Below are 16,499 nucleotides of genomic sequence, written 5' to 3'. Positions count from 1 at the left end.
TGTCAGCCGACCGGCTTTTGCAGGACGTCGAAGCGCGGATTGGTTTCCGAAAAGATCGGCAGGGCGGCTGCGCCGAGGATCGCTGTATCCTTGCCGGTCATACCGATCATGATGCGGGGCAACGTCCGCTTTAGGCCGGGATCGAGCGGATCGTGCAGCGGTTCCAGCCGTTCGGCCAGCCGGCGCATCAGTGACGTCGGGATGCTGCCGCCAAGCACGATGGCCTGAGGATCGAAGGCAAGCTCGAGAAAGTCGACGGTCTGCCGCAGCGGTTGGACGGCCTGATCGAGCCACGCATCCAGGCCTTCGCGCCCCTCGGCGATCAGCGCGTCGAGATCGTCGGGCGAAAGCTCGCTGGCATTGGCGATGCCCATGAATTCGTAGGCGACCGAGGGCGAGATGTATCGATCCAGGCAGCCGCGCTTGCCGCAGCTGCAGAGCCTGCCGTGCGGCTCGACGATGATATGCCCGATCTCGCCGGCATTGTTGCGGCTGCCCTTGTAGAGATGGCCATCGAGAAACATTCCGGCGCCGATACCGCCGCCGCCGGCCAGAAACAGATAAACGAAGCTGGCCAGACCGCGGGCGACACCGTGAAGACGCTCGCCGATCGCGGCCGCCGTCGCGTCGTTCTCGACCAGGACCGGCACTCCGACCCGTTGTTCCAGTGCATGCCCGACCGGAAAATCCTGCCAGCCGGGCAGGCTGTGCGGGCTGAGAGACGTGGTGCCGCCATCGGCGTAGCGGCCGGGCAGGGCGATGCCGACGCCGAGCAGCCTGTTTCGATCGAAGACGAAAGCCTCTTGAAGATCCTCGACGATTGTTTGCAGCGCCGGCATGGCCCTTTGCGGATCGGCGTGTTCGACCTGGTGCTCGATGCGGGCGCAGACGGCGCCCGCGAGGTCCGTCAGCACGCCGCTGGCGCGTCGGCGACCAAGCTCCAGGCCGATCGAATAGGCGCCGTGCGGATTGATGCTGTAAGGAATGATCGGCTGGCCCCGCGCCAGCTTCTGGGCCTCGGCCGCAACGAGAAGGTGCGAGCTCTCCAGCTCCTCGACGATATTAGAGACGGTCTGCGGCGTCAGCGCCGTCATCCGCGCGATCGCCGCCCGCGACAGGGAACCATGCGTGCGGATAGCCTCGATCACCACGCGCCGGTTGTGAGACTTGGCCTGTTCGAGGTTCGTGCCGGAGATCGCCTTCATGTCGCCTTCAAGGGAAGTGAAGCATAACCCTTGTCACAAGACGGATGGCGATGAAAGCCAGATTCTTCACCTGGTTTTATCAAGTCTCGGCGTCGACAGGCGCAACGGCATTTCGTCTCTGCAGCAGGCCGAGGATCGTGATCCCCGACAATCCCGTGACGGCGCTGAGGACGGCGGTGCCGGAATAGCCGGACATTGCCGTGCCGGCCGCAAAGACCAGCGCCCCGATCCCGGCACTCGCAAAGACGTTGACGGAGATCAGCGCGCTGCCGAGCCCCGGCCGATCGGCGATGAGATCCTGCAGATAGGTGATCGGAATGCTGATGATCGCCGCCGCGCCGATGCCGGCGAGCAAGGTGAGCGCGTAGAGATGCCACGGCTCAGAGGCAAGACCGAGAAGGCCGAGGAAGACGGTATAGACGATGGTGCCGGCGGCAAGCGCGGTCATCTGACCGACGTCGCGCGCGATCCGCGACCAGACGATGATGAAGACGATCTCGAGCAAGGCGACGATCCCGACCAGAATGCCGACATCACTGAGCGCGCCATGGGCCGCGCCGGTGGCGATCAACGGCAGCAGGGCGTCGTTGAGATGCAGCGTGCTGGTGATCAGCGCCACCCCGATGATATGCGCCGAAATCCGCGGTGAAATCACCTGCCGCAGGGCGCCGAGATAGGAAAGACGATCAATGGCGGCGATCTGCCCTGCCGCTCGCTTCGGCAGGGCGAAGAGGATGATGCTCTGGCATAAGAGGCAGGAGGTGGCGGCAAAGAGATAGGCCGGCAGCATGCTCGATGCGCCCGAAAGCAGAAGGCCCGTAATGCCGGGGATCAGCACCCAGGAGAGCGAGATCATGGCGCGCACGCCCGAGTTGGCCGTTACCATGTCGTCCCGGCTCATGCCCTGCATCGCCGCGCGCGCATTGGCAAACAGCAACGAATTCAGCGCCCCGTAGATCGGAAGCGGCAGCAGCGCGCTGGCGATGAAGATGGACGCGCTCGGAATGGCATAGACCATGCCGTAGCCGACGACTCCGAAGATGCAGGCGCCGATCATCGCCGAACGATACTCGCCGAGCCGGTCGGCGAGGTTGCCGAGCAGAACGCTGATGACCACGTTCACCGCCGCCGAAGCAAAGGCCAGGAAGGAATAGAGCCCGTCGCTCAAACCCAATTCGCGGATGCCGACGATCGAGCGATAGGGCGCGGTCATCGCCCCCGCCATTCCGAAGGTGAAAATGGCGATCATGCTGGCGCGGATCGCCGGATTGCGGAAGACGTCGGGGAAAAGGCGGCTCATGGAATCATCAATCGTCAGGGAAATCGGCAGGCGCAGCCGCGGCGGGCAGTCCCGGAGGTCATGTCATGCATCGCGTCTCTAAGAACGAAGCCCTAACTGTCAGTAATGTTCGGATTGGGAAAAGGTTCTCGCCAGCTCGGCCTGGCCGGCCGTGAGGCCGCAATCGACCGGCAGGCAGACGCCTGTGATGGCCGCGGCGAGCGGGCCGGCAAGGAAGGCCACGGCATTGGCGACGTCCTTGGGATCGACGACGCGCTGCAGCGGATACCAGCGGCGCGCCTCCTCGAACACGTTGGGATTGGCGCTCGCGCGCGCTTCCCAGGCCTGCGTCTTCACCGTGCCGGGCGCAACCGCATTGGAGCGGATGCCGAACTTGCCGTATTCGACGGCGACCAGCCGGGTGAAATGCAAGAGGCCGGCCTTGGCAGCGCTATAGGCCGGGTGGCCGAAGACACGCAGGCCGTTGACCGAGGCGATGTTGACGACCGAACCCCTGGACGTCTTCAGCATCGGTTCGAAGGCGCGGAAACATAAGAAGGCCGCCTCGAGATTGAGCGCATTGTCCGCCCGCCAGATCTCGGGCGTCGTGTCGTGCAGGCTGGTGGCGCGGGCGGCCCCGGCATTGTTGACGAGGGTTCGGACCACGCCGCTGCCGGCAGCGCGTTCTGCCAATTCGGCAATGCTCGGCTCGCTGGTCACATCGCAGCCGACGGCAACGAAACGCTCCCCCGGGCCGAGCTTCGAAGCCACGGCGGCGGCGGCAGCCGCATCGATATCGGCCAGCAGAACGACATCATGGTCCTCGGCGAGCCGGGCGGCAATCGCCGCGCCGATATCGCCTGCAGCGCCGGTCACGACGGCGATCGATTGGGTCATTGATTGTCGCTCCCGTTCATATGCTTCAGTCTCCAAGCAATTGCCGGTCGTCGCCGTCGCGGTGAATGACGAGCTGCTGCTTGATGCGCCGCAGCGTCACCGTCGCCTTCGGCTGAATGGCGTAGGCGATCAGGCTCGACAGGATGTCGACCATCGCGAGGTAGGCGATGCGCGTCGAGGTCGGGCGGTAGATATTGTTGCCCTCGGGAAGATCGATCGCCACGACGATTTCGGCGGCCTTGGCGACCGGGCTGTCCGTCTGCGTCAAAGCGATCGTCTTCACCTTGGTGTCGCGGGCAAGCTCGAAGGCCCGCACCAGCTCCATATTGCGCCCGGAGAAGGACGAGCCGATCAGCACGTCGCCCGGTTTGGCGGCGGCTGCCATCATCAGCTGCATGCTGTGGTCGGAACTGGCGGTGATGCGAAGGCCGAGACGGAAGAGGCGGTTCTGCAGTTCGTCGGCGATCATCGACGAATTGCCGCCGGAACCGAAGGCATAGATCATATCGGCCTTGGCGATATGGGAAACTGCAGCCTGGATGGCGGCAAGATCGAGCGACCGATGCAGGAGGAAGAGCGCGTTCTGCGCCTTGGTGATGATATCCTGGGCGACATCGGCCGGATCGGTGCTCTTCGATTCCGGCTTCAGATAACGCACGCCGATATGGGCGGTGCGGGCGAGCTGCACCTTGAAATCGGAAAAGCTTTCGCAGCCGAGCCGCCGGCAAAAGCGCGTGACGGTCGGCGGCGAGACCTCGGCCCGTTCGGCGAGCTCGATGATCGAGGCATTCACGGCGAATTCGAAATCGTTGACGATGATCTCCGCGATGCGGCTTTCGGAGGGGGAGAGCCGGCCTTTGTCTTCCTGCAATGTCGAAAAAATATCCAAACCCGTCCCCCCGATGGCACCGTCAATCCTTCTTCTTATAGGCCACGCAGTCGATCTCAACCTTGCAATCGACCATCATCGACGATTGCACACAAGCACGCGCCGGCGGATGCGCGCCGAAATACTCCTGGTAGATCTTGTTGAAGGTCCAAAAGTCGCGGGGATCGTCGAGCCAGACGCCGACGCGTACGACATGCTCGACGCCGTAACCGGCTTCTTCCAGGATCTCTAGAACATTGGCAATCGTCTTATGGGTCTGGGCGATGATGTTGCCGTCGATGATCTCGCCGTCTTCCATCGCAACCTGCCCGGAAACATAGAGCCATCCGTCAGCTTCGACGGCGCGCGCGAAAGGCAGCGCCTTGCCGCCGGCGCCGGTTTGAACAGTGCCATAGCGCTTGATAGGCATTCAAAGTCCTTGCAAATTATTTTCTTGATAAGTTGACAAATGACCATAGAAAGCAGAATTTGACCAGCGAAAAACACCTTTTATGAAAAGAATTTCAATCCGGGGCAGCCATGCGCGATCCATTCCAGAATCCTTTCCCATCGGATAGCGCCCGCCGCGCCATCTGGGAGATGCTCGTTTCCCGCGATATCGATGCCTTTCTGGCCGCCGATTGGTCGATGGTGGAGCATGACTTCGTGGAAGAAGGCTTCATTGGCATCGATGGCCGGAAAGAGACCAACCCCGACAAATGGCGGCTCGCTTTCCCGACCCTCAAAGCCTACCGCCAGGAGTGGCTGAGGCAGGCGAAGGATTTCGCCGAGCAGAGCTTTGCCGAAGATGCGCGCACAGCGATCTTCACCACGACGACGCTCGAAGATATCGAGATCGAAGGCGAGACGGCGCTCGTTCGCAAGAAATTCGACGGCGGCATTACCAAGTCCGACGGCACCCGCGACGTCCTGCAATGGCAGACGCTCTATTATTGCCGGTTTCACCAAGGACGCTGGAAGATCTCAGGTTTCACCGGCTACCTGCCGAACCCGATGGGGTAAGGCGGAGCCGACAACACGAAGGCCACTTTCTTGCGCATATTCACGGCAGCACTGGCGACCGAGACCAACACCTTCTCCCCAATCTGCGTGGATCGCCGCGCATTCGAAGCCTCGCTCTATGCCCCGCCCGGCCAGCATCCCGAGACGCCAACGCTCTGCACCGCGCCGATCACCGTCGGAAGGCGCGTCGCCAAAGAGAAGGGCTGGGACCTGATCGAGGGAACGGCGACGTGGGCCGACCCCGCAGGGCTCGTCAACCGGGCAACCTATGAAGAATTGCGGGATGAAATCCTCGCCCAACTCAGAGCGGCGATGCCCGTCGACGCCGTTGTCATGGGCCTTCATGGCGCCATGGTGGCCGCGGGATATGAGGATACCGAAGGCGATCTTCTCCAGCGCATGCGCGAGATCGTCGGACCGGATGTCTTGATCTGCGCCGAACTCGATCCCCACAGCCATCTCACCGCTAAGCGCCTCGCGGCCCTCGATTTCGCCGTCTATTTCAAGGAATTTCCGCACACCGATTTCGTCGACCGCGCCGAGGATCTCTGGCGCATCGCGGTCGACACGCTCGAAGACCGGCTCAAGCCAGTCATGTCGGTGTTTGATTGCCGTATGATCGATGTCTTTCCGACCTCGCGCGAGCCGATGCGCTCCTTCGTCAACAAGATCATGCAGATCGAGAAGGATGATCCCGAGATCCTGTCGATTTCGGTGATCCACGGCTTCATGGTCGGCGACGTCCCCGAAATGGGAACGAAGCTGCTTGTGGTGACCGATAACAAGCCGGAAAAAGGCGCGGCGCTGGCGCGCGAACTCGGACTCGAACTGTTTTCCAAACGCGGCACCTTCATGGTGCCGCAGATCGACGAGAAGGAAGCCGTCGCGCGCGCAATGGCCGCGACCGCATGGCCCGTCGTCATCGCCGACGTCTGGGACAATCCGGGCGGCGGCACGGCAGGAGATGCGACTGTTATTCTCGCCGAGCTCATGGCCCGTGGCGTCACCAGTGCGGCGATCGGCACCATCTGGGATCCGATGGCCGTCCAGATTTGCTTTGCGGCCGGCGAGGGGGCAGAAATTCCGCTACGCTTCGGCGCCAAGTCAGCGCCCGGCACCGGCAATCCCATCGACGGCACCGTCAGGGTCGTCAAGCTGGTGAGGAATGCCGAAATGCAGTTCGGCGAGAGTCTGGCGCCATTCGGCGATGCCGCCCATATCGTTCTCAACGGCATCGACATCATTCTCAATTCGACGCGCGCCCAGAGCTTCGATCCAAGCCTGTTTTCGGTGATGGGCATCGACCCGACGAAGCAGAAGATCCTGGTGATCAAATCCACCAACCACTTCTTCGCGTCCTTCTCGAAGATCGCCGCGGAAATCCTTTACTGCTCCGCCGGAACGCCTTATCCCAATAATCCAGCGACGACGCCCTACCGGCGGGCGCCGAAGACCATCTGGCCGATCGTGGCCGATCCACACGGGACAGAACGCGGAGCCGCCTAGATGCATGACAACAGGTTCGCCGTCGTCGCCAAGGCCGGTGACAGGATCGCCGATCTCTCGACACCGCGCCCTGTCATCGACGAGGACCGGCTGGCTGCAAACATCGCCCGCGTTCAATCCTATATGGATGAGCACGGGTTGAACTTCCGCCCGCATATCAAGACGCACAAGATCCCGGCGCTCGCCGTCGCCCAGCTCGCCGCCGGCGCCAAAGGCATCAACTGCCAGAAGGTGACGGAAGCCGAAGTCTTTGCCGATGCCGGTTTCGGCGATATCCTCATCACCTTCAATATTCTCGGGCAGCAGAAGCTCGAGCGCCTGGCCAGGCTGAACGACAAAATTCCGGCTTTGAAAGTCGTCGCCGACAGCGAAGTGACGATCGACGGGCTCGCCGCACATTTTTCCGGCCATAAGCCGCTGACGGTGCTGGTGGAATGCGACACCGGCGCCGGCCGCTGCGGCGTGCAGACGCCCGAGGAGGCGGCCTCGCTCGCCAAGCGCATCGCCGCCGCCGACGGCCTCACCTTCGGCGGCATCGTCACCTACCCGAAACCGCAATCGGCCGCCGCCGTGGAATCCTTCATCGCCGAAACAGTGAGCCGTTTGCAATCGGAAGGCATAAGCTGCGCCATCGTCAGCAATGGCGGCACGCCAAGCCTGTTCGAAGCGCATCTCGTCACGTCAGCGACGGAACACCGCGCCGGCACCTATATCTACAACGATCGCCAGATGGTGCGCATGGGCCACTGCACCGAGGACGACTGCGCCATGCATGTGCTGGCGACCGTCGTCTCCCGCCCGAACGCCGACCGCGCCGTCATCGACGCCGGCTCGAAGGCGCTGACCTCGGACCTTCAGGGCTTCAGCGATTACGGCCTGATCGTCGGTTATCCCGAGGCACGCATCACAAGCCTGTCGGAAGAACACGGCGTGATCGATCTCACGAACTGCACCGGCCCCCGGCCGCAGATCGGCGAAAAGCTGTTCATCATCCCCAACCACACCTGCGTGGTTTCCAACCTGTTCGATACGATGGTTTTTCATCGGGGTGGCGTGGTGACGCGAGTCGAGGAAGTCGCGGCCCGTGGGCTAGTCTGGTAGGTTTTGGTCGAGCGCAAATTGTCCTCGATTCATTCGCCAATAGGCCGATCTACTCGGCGTCGTTTGCTGCCTTTTTGGCGCCCTTGGGAGGGATTTTGAAGCTGGCACCGGTAGGCCCAACTGTAACTTCTGGCCCCAAACCCATAACCGCGCCCAGGGCCGCTAGCGAACTGACCTCAGCATCCTTTTTGTTGTCAGCCTGAAACAGGCCCGCGCATGCTCCCTCGACCCATCGCTCGGGAAGGGCAGCTCCTTCCTTGGTGGTCATTTCCATTGCGGTCTCGATGACCCAACTCGCACGGTTAATATCCATGCCATATCGCTGGAATTCGTGCAGGGTTCGCACCTCGGAATCGTAGGACTTGCGAAGCATCGAGATTAGATACGCAGCGAAACCGACGCAAACCGCCGAGAGTACCGCGCCGCGAAGCGCCATCATCCACAACAAATAGGTATCTTGCGGGAGACGTTGCGTTTTAAGGATAGTGTCGGCGCTAGCAGTTGGGTCTGGTATGATCTGTGTTGCTTGGGCCAGCGAAACGAAAGACTGAAAGCTTTCGAAGGCGAGCACGCCCGCGCCCGCGCTGGCGACGAGGCAAAGACCTGCGATAAGCCAGAATTTGGAGACTGACTGCCGCGACGAGAGGGGGCGCTTGGTAAACTCCTGTACCTGGTTGGTAATGTCCTCACGCAGTTTTCGGCGCGCAAACATATGGTCGGATTGGTCGAACTCCTTAATCTTCTCGTCTAAGGCAGCTTTCTCAACATTAATGCGCTCAAGTGCCTCAGCTTCTCGCTTCCGGATCTCTTCGTCGGCTAGAAGCTGCTGCTCCTCGAATTTCTTCCGACGTTCGGCGGCGTCTTCCTCGTAGCTGATACGAAGACCTTCGGCGTTCTCCAGCATAGTCTGGTGGAGTTGAGCAAGCGAGGCGGTTTCGCGGTCGATGATACCAAGAGTATTTTCAGCTAATCCTTTAGCGTCGCCAGCCTTAGGAAAGATAAGGTAACGGCGAAGGACCTCCTCAACCTCAAGCAACTTCTCGGCACTAATACGGCCATTCGTGGGGTCGAACTTTATGAGGTCATAATAAGCAGGGTTAAGGCTCGGCAGAACATTGCCGCGATCCATATTCACGTTGAAGGCGTTGTCGCCCGAACTGAATGAAAACGACTGAATAAGTAGGGACCGCCCCTTCTTATTCCGGATTAGCTCGTGTTCGTTCACCCCTAGCGGTACACCACCGAGATCAACGCCCATATGAGACGAACCATACTTCGCCTTTAGCTCGGCAAGCATGTCGAGAAGGGTCTTGTCCGGTACTTTGGCAACATATAGGTTAGTCATCCGCAATTCTCCCAGCAAATGAGCAAAAATATACTTGTTGTTTGGTTACTGGTAATTAGCGGCGGCGCTAAATCGGGCGTTGTGCACAGGATGTTGTCAGGGGTAACCTGTTCGACACAATTGTCTTCCACCGTTGCGACGTCGTGATGCGCTTCGAAAAGGTGGCCGCCCGCGGTCTCGTCTAGTAGGAGCAAGTTCGGATTGAGAGCGGAATGTCCCTGATCGCCAAAGGCCGCAGTTACCGGTGGATCGCTCGCGAATTTTAAGATCAGTCAGAACAAAGTAAATGATCGCGACGTGCGCCGCGGATGATCGCATTGTGACAACAGCGGTCGTCAAGATTTAGGGTCCGTATGCGCCAAGCCGTTGGCCACCTGTCACGATAGCAGACATCAGAGATTAGATGTTGCAAAAGTTCGGTCGGAGGTGAAGCCTTCGCGGTTGACACCGAGACTCCTACTCTTGAGTAATATGCGATCAAAAACCATTGGCTAACAGGGCGCAACGGGCGATGAACTTCGAATATTCTGACCCGCAAACTCAGATGGAAAGTTTCTTTGGAGGCTTTTTCCATATCAGTGCATTCGGGCGAATTGAGGAAGGCGATGACGAAAAATTCCAGCGGTTTCTCGATCGCGCTACACCCCCGCCCAGAACTTTGGTCTACATTAACTCCGGAGGTGGTCATGTTGAAGCTGCGATGGCTATCGGACGATTGATCCGTCAAGCATGGTTCTCCACGTCCATTGGCACATATATCCTAGATCCGCAGCAGCTTGACGATTTAATCATTCCCCGGAAGTTTACCTCAGGAAAATGCATAAGCGCAGCGACCCTGATGTTTCTCGGTGGGAGGCTCCGTTATTTCCCAGATGGATCAGAGTTTGGCGTACATCAATTTTCATTTAAGAACCCGACGCCAGAAAGCATCGCGCGTTCCCAACGGCTTTCAGCGGCAATAGCGACCTACATCGCAGAAATGGGCGTCCCCGCCCCGTTCTTAGAGCTTTCTGCGGGCACGCGCGGAGATCAAGTACAACTCGTCAGCGAAGAACAGCTAAAAGGCCTGAAAGTCATCACTGGAGGCGTGACGGAACCTACCTGGGGCGTGGAAATTCATGAAGAAGCAATGTGGGTTCGAGGCGAGCGAGACTCTCTGTGGGGCCACGGCAAGGTTATGCTGATATACTCGAAAACAGATGGCTTCTCTTTTGCAGCTTTGGTGGAAACCATGGGGAGAGACAACGAGCTAATGAACTTCCCTCTAGTCGAGATCGTCGTGGACGAAGAAGACACTAGGATCGACATCACCGACAGATGTATTCGCGCGCCATCTGGTATCTATACAATGTTTATGGCTAACCTTTCGTTGAGCGAGGCTCGCTTGCTAGCCAACTCCAAGAGCTTCGGCATCCAAATACGCGGCTCCGCCCAGGCCGAAATATTTTTCGGGATTGCAGCAATTTCCACAGCCGGAGCTGAGGGAAAGCTACAGGGGTTGTACAAGATGGGTGCCACCTGACGCCTAATTTTTCGTGATTTCCATTGCAATGTCGCTGCAATTCGTAGGCGCAACATTTGCTTTCTGTTGAGAAAATGCACCCTGTTTGGGATGTGGAAGCCTCCACCAGCCTGTAACTGGGACCACGAGTGCGGTATCGGACGACGCCGTCACCGAGCGCCACGCCGGTGATGAAGGTCTGCTTTGGTATGAACTAAGTTGGCTTCAATGACCGAACGAGGCGCGAAACGGATGCTGCTTGGGCCCTGCCTGTCGTCCGCAGGAGATTGTCCAACGAAGCCGAGCCGCCTCAAGCCGCCGTCGGATTGATCACGTTCATATCAATTTCGGTCAGCTCCACGCGCCGCTCGAAGGCAATGCCCGCTTCATCGAAGAGATGGCAGTCCGCAGCATTGATGCCGGTCGAAACAGGCGCATCCGCACGGATGCCGACGCTGCCGGGCAGCATGGCGCAGAAATTTTCGGCCTCGCCGTTGAGCGAGGCGTAAGCGACCGTGTTGGCCCCGAGGCGCTCGATCACCGTCGGCGTCACCGTAAAGACGATGTCGCCGCCATTGAGCTGGATGTGCTCCGGCCGGATGCCGAGCGTCAGGGTCTTGCCTGATATGCCGTCGCGCGGCGTCACCGGCAGAATGGCGGTCTGACCCTGATAATCCACTTCGACGCCGTTGGCGCTGACACCCTTGCAGGTGACGGGGAGGAAATTCATCTTCGGATTGCCGATGAAGCCGGCGACGAACTGGTTGGCGGGCTTGTGATAAAGCTCCAGCGGCGCGCCCGTCTGGGAGATGTTGCCGGCGTCGAGCACGACGATGCGGTCGGCCATGGTCATGGCTTCGACCTGGTCGTGCGTCACATAGATCATCGTCGCCTTCAACGCCCGGTGCAGCTTGGCAAGCTCGATGCGCATGTCGGCGCGCAGCGCGGCATCGAGATTGGATAGCGGCTCGTCGAACAGAAAAATCTTCGGTTCGCGCACGATGGCGCGGCCGATCGCGACGCGCTGGCGCTGGCCGCCGGACAGCATGCCGGGTTTCTGCTGCAGCCGCTGGTCGAGGTGCAGGATGCGGGCGGCATTTTCGACCTTGGCCTTGAGCTTTTGCTCTTCCATCTTCTCGACGCGAAGCGGGAAAGCGATGTTTTCGAAAACCGACATGTGCGGGTAGAGCGCGTAGGATTGAAACACCATGGCGATGCCGCGCTTGACCGGCGGCAGGTCGTTGACTCTGACGCCGTCGATGACGATATCGCCCGCCGTCGTCGCATCGAGGCCGGCGATCATTCGCAGCAGGGTGGACTTGCCGCAGCCGGACGGGCCGACGAAGACGACGAACTCGCCATTCCGAACCTCGAGCTGCACGCCCTTCAGAACCTCGTAGTCGCCATAGAACTTCTGGACTTTGTTGAGAAAAAGCTGACCCAAAAATCTGTCTCCGCCGGCGCCTACGTCGCACGTTCATCATCAGGGGAGGGATCGCGGATTGTCTCCTCCGCGATCCCAAGGCGTTGAAGCAAGCTTACTTGAAGGCTTCGATTTCGCCAGCCGCCTTCTTGAGCGCGGCTTCCGGTTCGGCCTTGCCTGTAACCACCGACTGGATCATCTCGATCATCGAGTTCTGGAAGCCCTTATAATCGGTGAACAGCGGCTCGGGACCACCATAGCTGATGCCCTCGATGAGCGGCTTCCAGTAGGGGTCCTTGGCGACGAACTCGTCGACCTTCTTCGAGGGCCGCAGCGGGGTGAGGCCGGCGCCGCCCTGCAGTTCGTATTCCGACTGAACATCCGGCGAGGTGATGAACTTGGCGAATTCCGTCGCCTTGTCCTCGACGCCGGAGCCCTTGAAGATCGCCAGGCTGTCGGTGATCAGCAGCGTGCCGGGACCCTTGGCATCGGGGCCGAGCGGCAGCGTCGTGATGCCCCAGTTGATCTTCGTCTCCTTCAGGCGGGAGGCGGCGCCCGATCCTGCCTGGATCATCGCGACCTTGCCGTCAAGGAAGATGGCGCGGACTTCGTTCTGCTCATAGGCCGTCGGGCCTTCCTCAGAGTAGGGAACGATATCCTTGTAGGCCTTCAGCGCAGCGAGAATCTGCGGGCTGTCGAGCGTGATCTTGCCTTCGGCATCCGTCACCGCGCCGTTATTGGTGTAAACCCAATGCATGAACTGGTGCATCGTGTTGTCGAAGGTCTTGGCGGAAAGACCGAAGCCCGGAATGCCGGTCTTTTCCTTGATGGTCTTGGCCATCTCGATTTCTTCAGCCCAGGTCTTCGGCGGCTTCTCGGGATCGAGGCCGGCCTGCTTGAACAGGTCCTTGTTCCAATAGAGCGCCTTGGTGGAGAAAGCGATCGGAACGCCCCACTGGTTGCCCTCGAAGGTCACCGTATCGACGATGTGCGGATAGTAAGCCTTCTTTTCTTCGTCGGTCATCGGCACCGGAACGATAAGGTCGTTCTGGGCGAATTCCTTCAGCGTGCGTGAGCCGACATAGGCCATCGCAACAGGCGTGCCGGCAGCGGCGAGCGTCGTTGCCTTGTCCTGGCACTGCGCCCAGCCGACGACCTCAGGCGTGACCTTCCAGCCCGCGTTCTTTTCTTCCCACTGCTTGATGTATTTGGTGTGGACCGGATCGATCGTGTCGCCGCAATAGATCCAGCTGATTTCCTTGTCGGCCGCATGGGCAGTGACCGCGGTCAATGCCGTCGAACCGAGCAGGGCGAGCGCCATAAGGCCTGTCTTGATTGCTATGCTCACGTTGTGACTCCCAATGTGGTTGTTAGCTGTTCACTGATTATTGCTCTTATTGTTTCACCGCACCGGCGGTCAGACCGCCGACGAGATAACGCTGAAGGAAGAAGATGACGACCATCGCCGGCGCGATGCCGACGAAGGAAGCCGCCATCAGTTCGTTCCAGATGACCTCCTGCTTGCCGAAGTAAGCAAAGAGCCCCACCGGCAAGGGCATGTATTCGCTCTTCGAGTTGAACGTCAGCGCGAAGATGAATTGCTGGGCGTAAGCGCCGATGAAGGTGGTGATGGCGACGACGATAATGCCCGGCATCGCAATGGGCAGGATGACGCGGCGAAGCGTGTAGAAATGGCTGGCGCCATCCATGAAGGCGGCTTCGTTGAGCTCCTGGGGAATGCGGATCATATAGGTGCGCAGCAGCCAGATCGCCGACGGGATCAGGAAGGCAACACCCGGCACGATCATGGCGAGATAGGTGTTGAGCACGCCCATGCTGCGCATCAGCCGGAAGAGCGGGATCAACAGCACGGCGCCGGAGAACATGTTCACCGTCAGGAAGGCGCCGAGCAGGATGCCCATGCCCTTGAATTCGAACTTCGCGAAGGCATAAGACGCCGGAATGACGAGGCAGAGCACGATCAGCGTGACGATGATCGAGATGAAGAAGGAGTTGAAGATATAGCGCCCGAAGCCCGGCACGCTGATCCACATCGTCCGGTAGGCTTCGAACGAGCCGTTCTCCGGCCAGAAACGATAGGGCGAGGAGAAAAGCTGGGCGAGCGGCTTCAGCGATACCAGGAAGCCCTCGACGAAGGGCGCCAGCACGAAGAACAGGAACACCGCGATGCCGCAATAGATCAGGATGATTTCCCACCAGCGGTAACGGTCGATCATGGCAGCACTGCTCATGCGCGCTTCTCCGGGTTGAGGCGGCGGGTGACGCGGAAATAGGCGAAGCAGAAGAGCGACAGGAAGATGCAGATCAAGACGGCGCGCGCCGCACCTTCACCGTATTTCTTCGAGCCGATCGCCGTCTGGTAGGTGTCGATGATCATCGTCGTCGTCTCGCCGCTCGGGCCGCCCTGCGTCAGGATCCAGATGATGTCGAACGAGTTGAAGGTGGCAATCAGCGACAGCATCGACATGGTGATGATGGCGGGCACCATCAGCGGCAGGGTGATGCGGCGGAAGCGGTACCAGCGGCCGGCGCCATCGGTCCAGGCGGCCTCGTAGAGATCTTTCGGAATGGATTGGATCGCCGCCAGGAAATAGATCGTCACCAGCGGCACGCCGATCCAGACATCGGTGACGATCGTCGCCCAGAAGGCGGTGCTGCCATAGGCGAGGAAGGCGACCGGGCCGTCGACGAGGCCGAAGCGCTGCAACAGGCCCGAGATCATCCCGAACTGCCCATTATACATCCACCCCCACATGAAGATGCCGATCGCCATCGGCACGATCCATGGCGGCATGGTCAGCAGCCGGAACAGCGACCGGCCGGGCACGGCGGCATTCAGCATGCAGGCGCCGAAGGTGCCGATCACCATTTTCAGGGCGACGGAGAAGAAGGTCCAGACGAAGGTTCGGAGGATGACCTCGGCAAATGTGGCGTTGAAGATCTTCTCGTAGTTGACCCAGCCAACCCAATTGGTGGTCTTCTTCAGCGACGCGTCGGTGAAGGAGAGAATGAACGTATCGACGAGGGGATAGGCGACGATGGCGAGAACATAGAGAACGGCCGGAAGGAGGAGGATCCAGGCGAAGATGAAGGCGCTTCTTTGAACACTCATCTTGCCGCCTTCCTCAAGCCGCTCTGGCGTGGAGGGCCTCGTCGAAGCGGTCCCAGACAGGACGCAGGTCGACGACCGATTTCTTCATCCTCGCTTCGTCCATCGCCAGCGCCAGAATGCCGGCTTCGAGCGCATTCAGCGTGGAGACGGGAAGTTCGAGCCCGGTGCGCACGCTTTCGAGCAGGTCGCTCGCCATCTGTTCGTCGGCGCCGTAATGCTGAGAGAGTTCGGTGGCGGCATAGGTGTTCTCGACCACCTTGTTGCCGGTCAGCTGTTCATGGACGTTCAGATAACCGCGAACGAAATCGCCCTCGGCCATGCCGCGCGAGCCCATGATGGCGAAACGGCGGAACTGGTCGGGTACGTTGAGATTGGTGTGGAAGTTCATGCCGACGCCATTGGCATATTCGACGATCGCCACCTGATAGTCGATGATATCGGCATCGCTGTCGAAAACCTTGTCCGAGCCCATCCAGCCGCTCGGCTTGCGGTGGAAAAGCTCAAGGTCGTTAATGCCCTCGCGCGCCGGGTCGTTGGCCGGAATGAAGCTCTTGCGGCCGCCGAAACTGGCGACACGCTCCGGCCGCGCGCCGACGACACCATTATAGAGGTCGAGGTCGTGACAGCATTTCTCCAGCATGAAGCTGCCGGAATAGCGCTCGTAACGGCGCCAGTCGCGCATGAAGAAGGCGCCGTGATAGGGCTCGATATGCTCGGAAGCCTCGATCGACACGATCTGGCCAAGCTTGCCCTCGGCCTGGATGGCGCGCAGATCCTTATAAAGAGGCGAATATCGCAGCACCAGACCGACCATCAGCCGCTCGTGGCCGAACTTTGCCATCAGACGGGCAAGCTCGATGCTTTCCGCGATCGTCGTGACGATCGGCTTTTCGCAGAACACCTTGAGGCCGGACTGGAGCCCGAGCCGGATGTGGTCGAGATGCATGTGATTGGGGGAACCGATCATCAGCAGATCGAGCTTTTCGGAGGCGAGGAGCTCCTCCGGCGAGCCGTAGGCCTTGCCGGCGGAAATGCCCTTTTCCGTCAAACCCGGCAGTCCCGCAGGGTCGGGATCCACATAACCGACGATGTCGAAGCTGCTATCGATCGCTTTGAAGACGTAGCCGAGGTAGCCGAGCCGGAATCCGAGCCCGATGATGCCCACTTTCATGCCGATCAAGTTCCCGATTAAGTAATTTATTTTCTTTAAGTTGGGAC

15 protein-coding genes are annotated in these 16,499 nt (G+C 60.0%); 4 read left to right on the top strand and 11 right to left on the bottom strand.

Annotated features, from left to right (window positions below):
- Window positions 1-2: 2 nt before the first annotated feature.
- From QWJ46_RS02970 to QWJ46_RS02950, 5 genes are all read right to left on the bottom strand, one after another.
- On the bottom strand, window positions 3-1,205 hold the full coding sequence (locus tag QWJ46_RS02970; protein ID WP_302748932.1) for an ROK family transcriptional regulator: 1,203 nt from the start codon (window positions 1,203-1,205) through the stop codon (window positions 3-5).
- Between the two features lie 79 nt (window positions 1,206-1,284).
- Window positions 1,285-2,505 (bottom strand): MFS transporter, encoded by a 1,221-nt coding sequence (locus QWJ46_RS02965; protein ID WP_302748931.1) that lies wholly within the window; start codon window positions 2,503-2,505, stop codon window positions 1,285-1,287.
- Between the two features lie 99 nt (window positions 2,506-2,604).
- Window positions 2,605-3,381 (bottom strand): SDR family oxidoreductase, encoded by a 777-nt coding sequence (locus tag QWJ46_RS02960; RefSeq protein WP_302748930.1) that lies wholly within the window; start codon window positions 3,379-3,381, stop codon window positions 2,605-2,607.
- Window positions 3,382-3,406: 25 nt separating this feature from the next.
- Complete coding sequence (locus QWJ46_RS02955; RefSeq protein ID WP_302748929.1) at window positions 3,407-4,270, bottom strand: MurR/RpiR family transcriptional regulator; 864 nt, start codon at window positions 4,268-4,270, stop codon at window positions 3,407-3,409.
- 22 nt (window positions 4,271-4,292) lie between these two features.
- A complete protein-coding gene (locus QWJ46_RS02950) occupies window positions 4,293-4,679 on the bottom strand; it encodes a RidA family protein (RefSeq protein WP_302748928.1) in 387 nt (128 codons plus the stop codon).
- Window positions 4,680-4,789: 110 nt separating this feature from the next.
- Between QWJ46_RS02950 and QWJ46_RS02945 the strand changes: the two genes are divergently transcribed.
- From QWJ46_RS02945 to QWJ46_RS02935, 3 genes are read left to right on the top strand one after another with little or no spacing between them, the layout of a single operon-like run.
- Entirely contained in the window at window positions 4,790-5,272 is a 483-nt protein-coding gene (locus QWJ46_RS02945) for a hypothetical protein (protein WP_302748927.1), read from the top strand.
- 30 nt (window positions 5,273-5,302) lie between these two features.
- A complete protein-coding gene (locus QWJ46_RS02940) occupies window positions 5,303-6,778 on the top strand; it encodes a M81 family metallopeptidase (RefSeq protein WP_302748926.1) in 1,476 nt (491 codons plus the stop codon).
- Window positions 6,779-7,879 carry a D-TA family PLP-dependent enzyme gene (locus QWJ46_RS02935; RefSeq protein ID WP_302748925.1) on the top strand — a complete coding sequence of 367 codons (1,101 nt, stop codon included), beginning with the start codon at window positions 6,779-6,781 and terminating at the stop codon, window positions 7,877-7,879.
- A gap of 49 nt (window positions 7,880-7,928) precedes the next feature.
- Here QWJ46_RS02935 and QWJ46_RS02930 read toward each other — a convergent pair whose 3' ends face one another.
- Window positions 7,929-9,224 carry a hypothetical protein gene (locus tag QWJ46_RS02930; RefSeq protein WP_302748924.1) on the bottom strand — a complete coding sequence of 432 codons (1,296 nt, stop codon included), beginning with the start codon at window positions 9,222-9,224 and terminating at the stop codon, window positions 7,929-7,931.
- A 511-nt stretch (window positions 9,225-9,735) separates the two neighbouring features.
- Between QWJ46_RS02930 and QWJ46_RS02925 the strand changes: the two genes are divergently transcribed.
- On the top strand, window positions 9,736-10,746 hold the full coding sequence (locus tag QWJ46_RS02925) for a hypothetical protein (protein WP_302748923.1): 1,011 nt from the start codon (window positions 9,736-9,738) through the stop codon (window positions 10,744-10,746).
- A gap of 289 nt (window positions 10,747-11,035) precedes the next feature.
- Here the strand turns inward: QWJ46_RS02925 and QWJ46_RS02920 are convergent, their stop codons facing one another.
- The 5 genes from QWJ46_RS02920 to QWJ46_RS02900 form a co-directional block, all read right to left on the bottom strand.
- Entirely contained in the window at window positions 11,036-12,169 is a 1,134-nt protein-coding gene (locus QWJ46_RS02920) for an ABC transporter ATP-binding protein (RefSeq protein ID WP_302748922.1), read from the bottom strand.
- Between the two features lie 94 nt (window positions 12,170-12,263).
- The gene (locus QWJ46_RS02915; RefSeq protein WP_221156576.1) at window positions 12,264-13,469 is read right to left on the bottom strand and encodes an ABC transporter substrate-binding protein; all 1,206 of its coding nucleotides are present in this window, start codon (window positions 13,467-13,469) and stop codon (window positions 12,264-12,266) included.
- Window positions 13,470-13,542: 73 nt separating this feature from the next.
- A complete protein-coding gene (locus QWJ46_RS02910; RefSeq protein WP_064837045.1) occupies window positions 13,543-14,400 on the bottom strand; it encodes a carbohydrate ABC transporter permease in 858 nt (285 codons plus the stop codon).
- Window positions 14,397-15,281 carry a carbohydrate ABC transporter permease gene (locus tag QWJ46_RS02905; RefSeq protein ID WP_097601388.1) on the bottom strand — a complete coding sequence of 295 codons (885 nt, stop codon included), beginning with the start codon at window positions 15,279-15,281 and terminating at the stop codon, window positions 14,397-14,399. Before QWJ46_RS02905 ends, QWJ46_RS02910 begins: the two co-directional genes overlap by 4 nt.
- Window positions 15,282-15,294: 13 nt before the next feature.
- Window positions 15,295-16,452 (bottom strand): Gfo/Idh/MocA family protein, encoded by a 1,158-nt coding sequence (locus QWJ46_RS02900; protein ID WP_302748921.1) that lies wholly within the window; start codon window positions 16,450-16,452, stop codon window positions 15,295-15,297.
- Window positions 16,453-16,499 lie beyond the last annotated feature (47 nt).

This window comes from Rhizobium sp. CBN3 (genome assembly GCF_030518245.1).
Classification (GTDB): domain Bacteria; phylum Pseudomonadota; class Alphaproteobacteria; order Rhizobiales; family Rhizobiaceae; genus Rhizobium; species Rhizobium aethiopicum_A.
The sequence above is the reverse complement of the archived record's forward strand: the minus strand, read 5'-3'. Positions and strand labels throughout refer to the sequence as shown.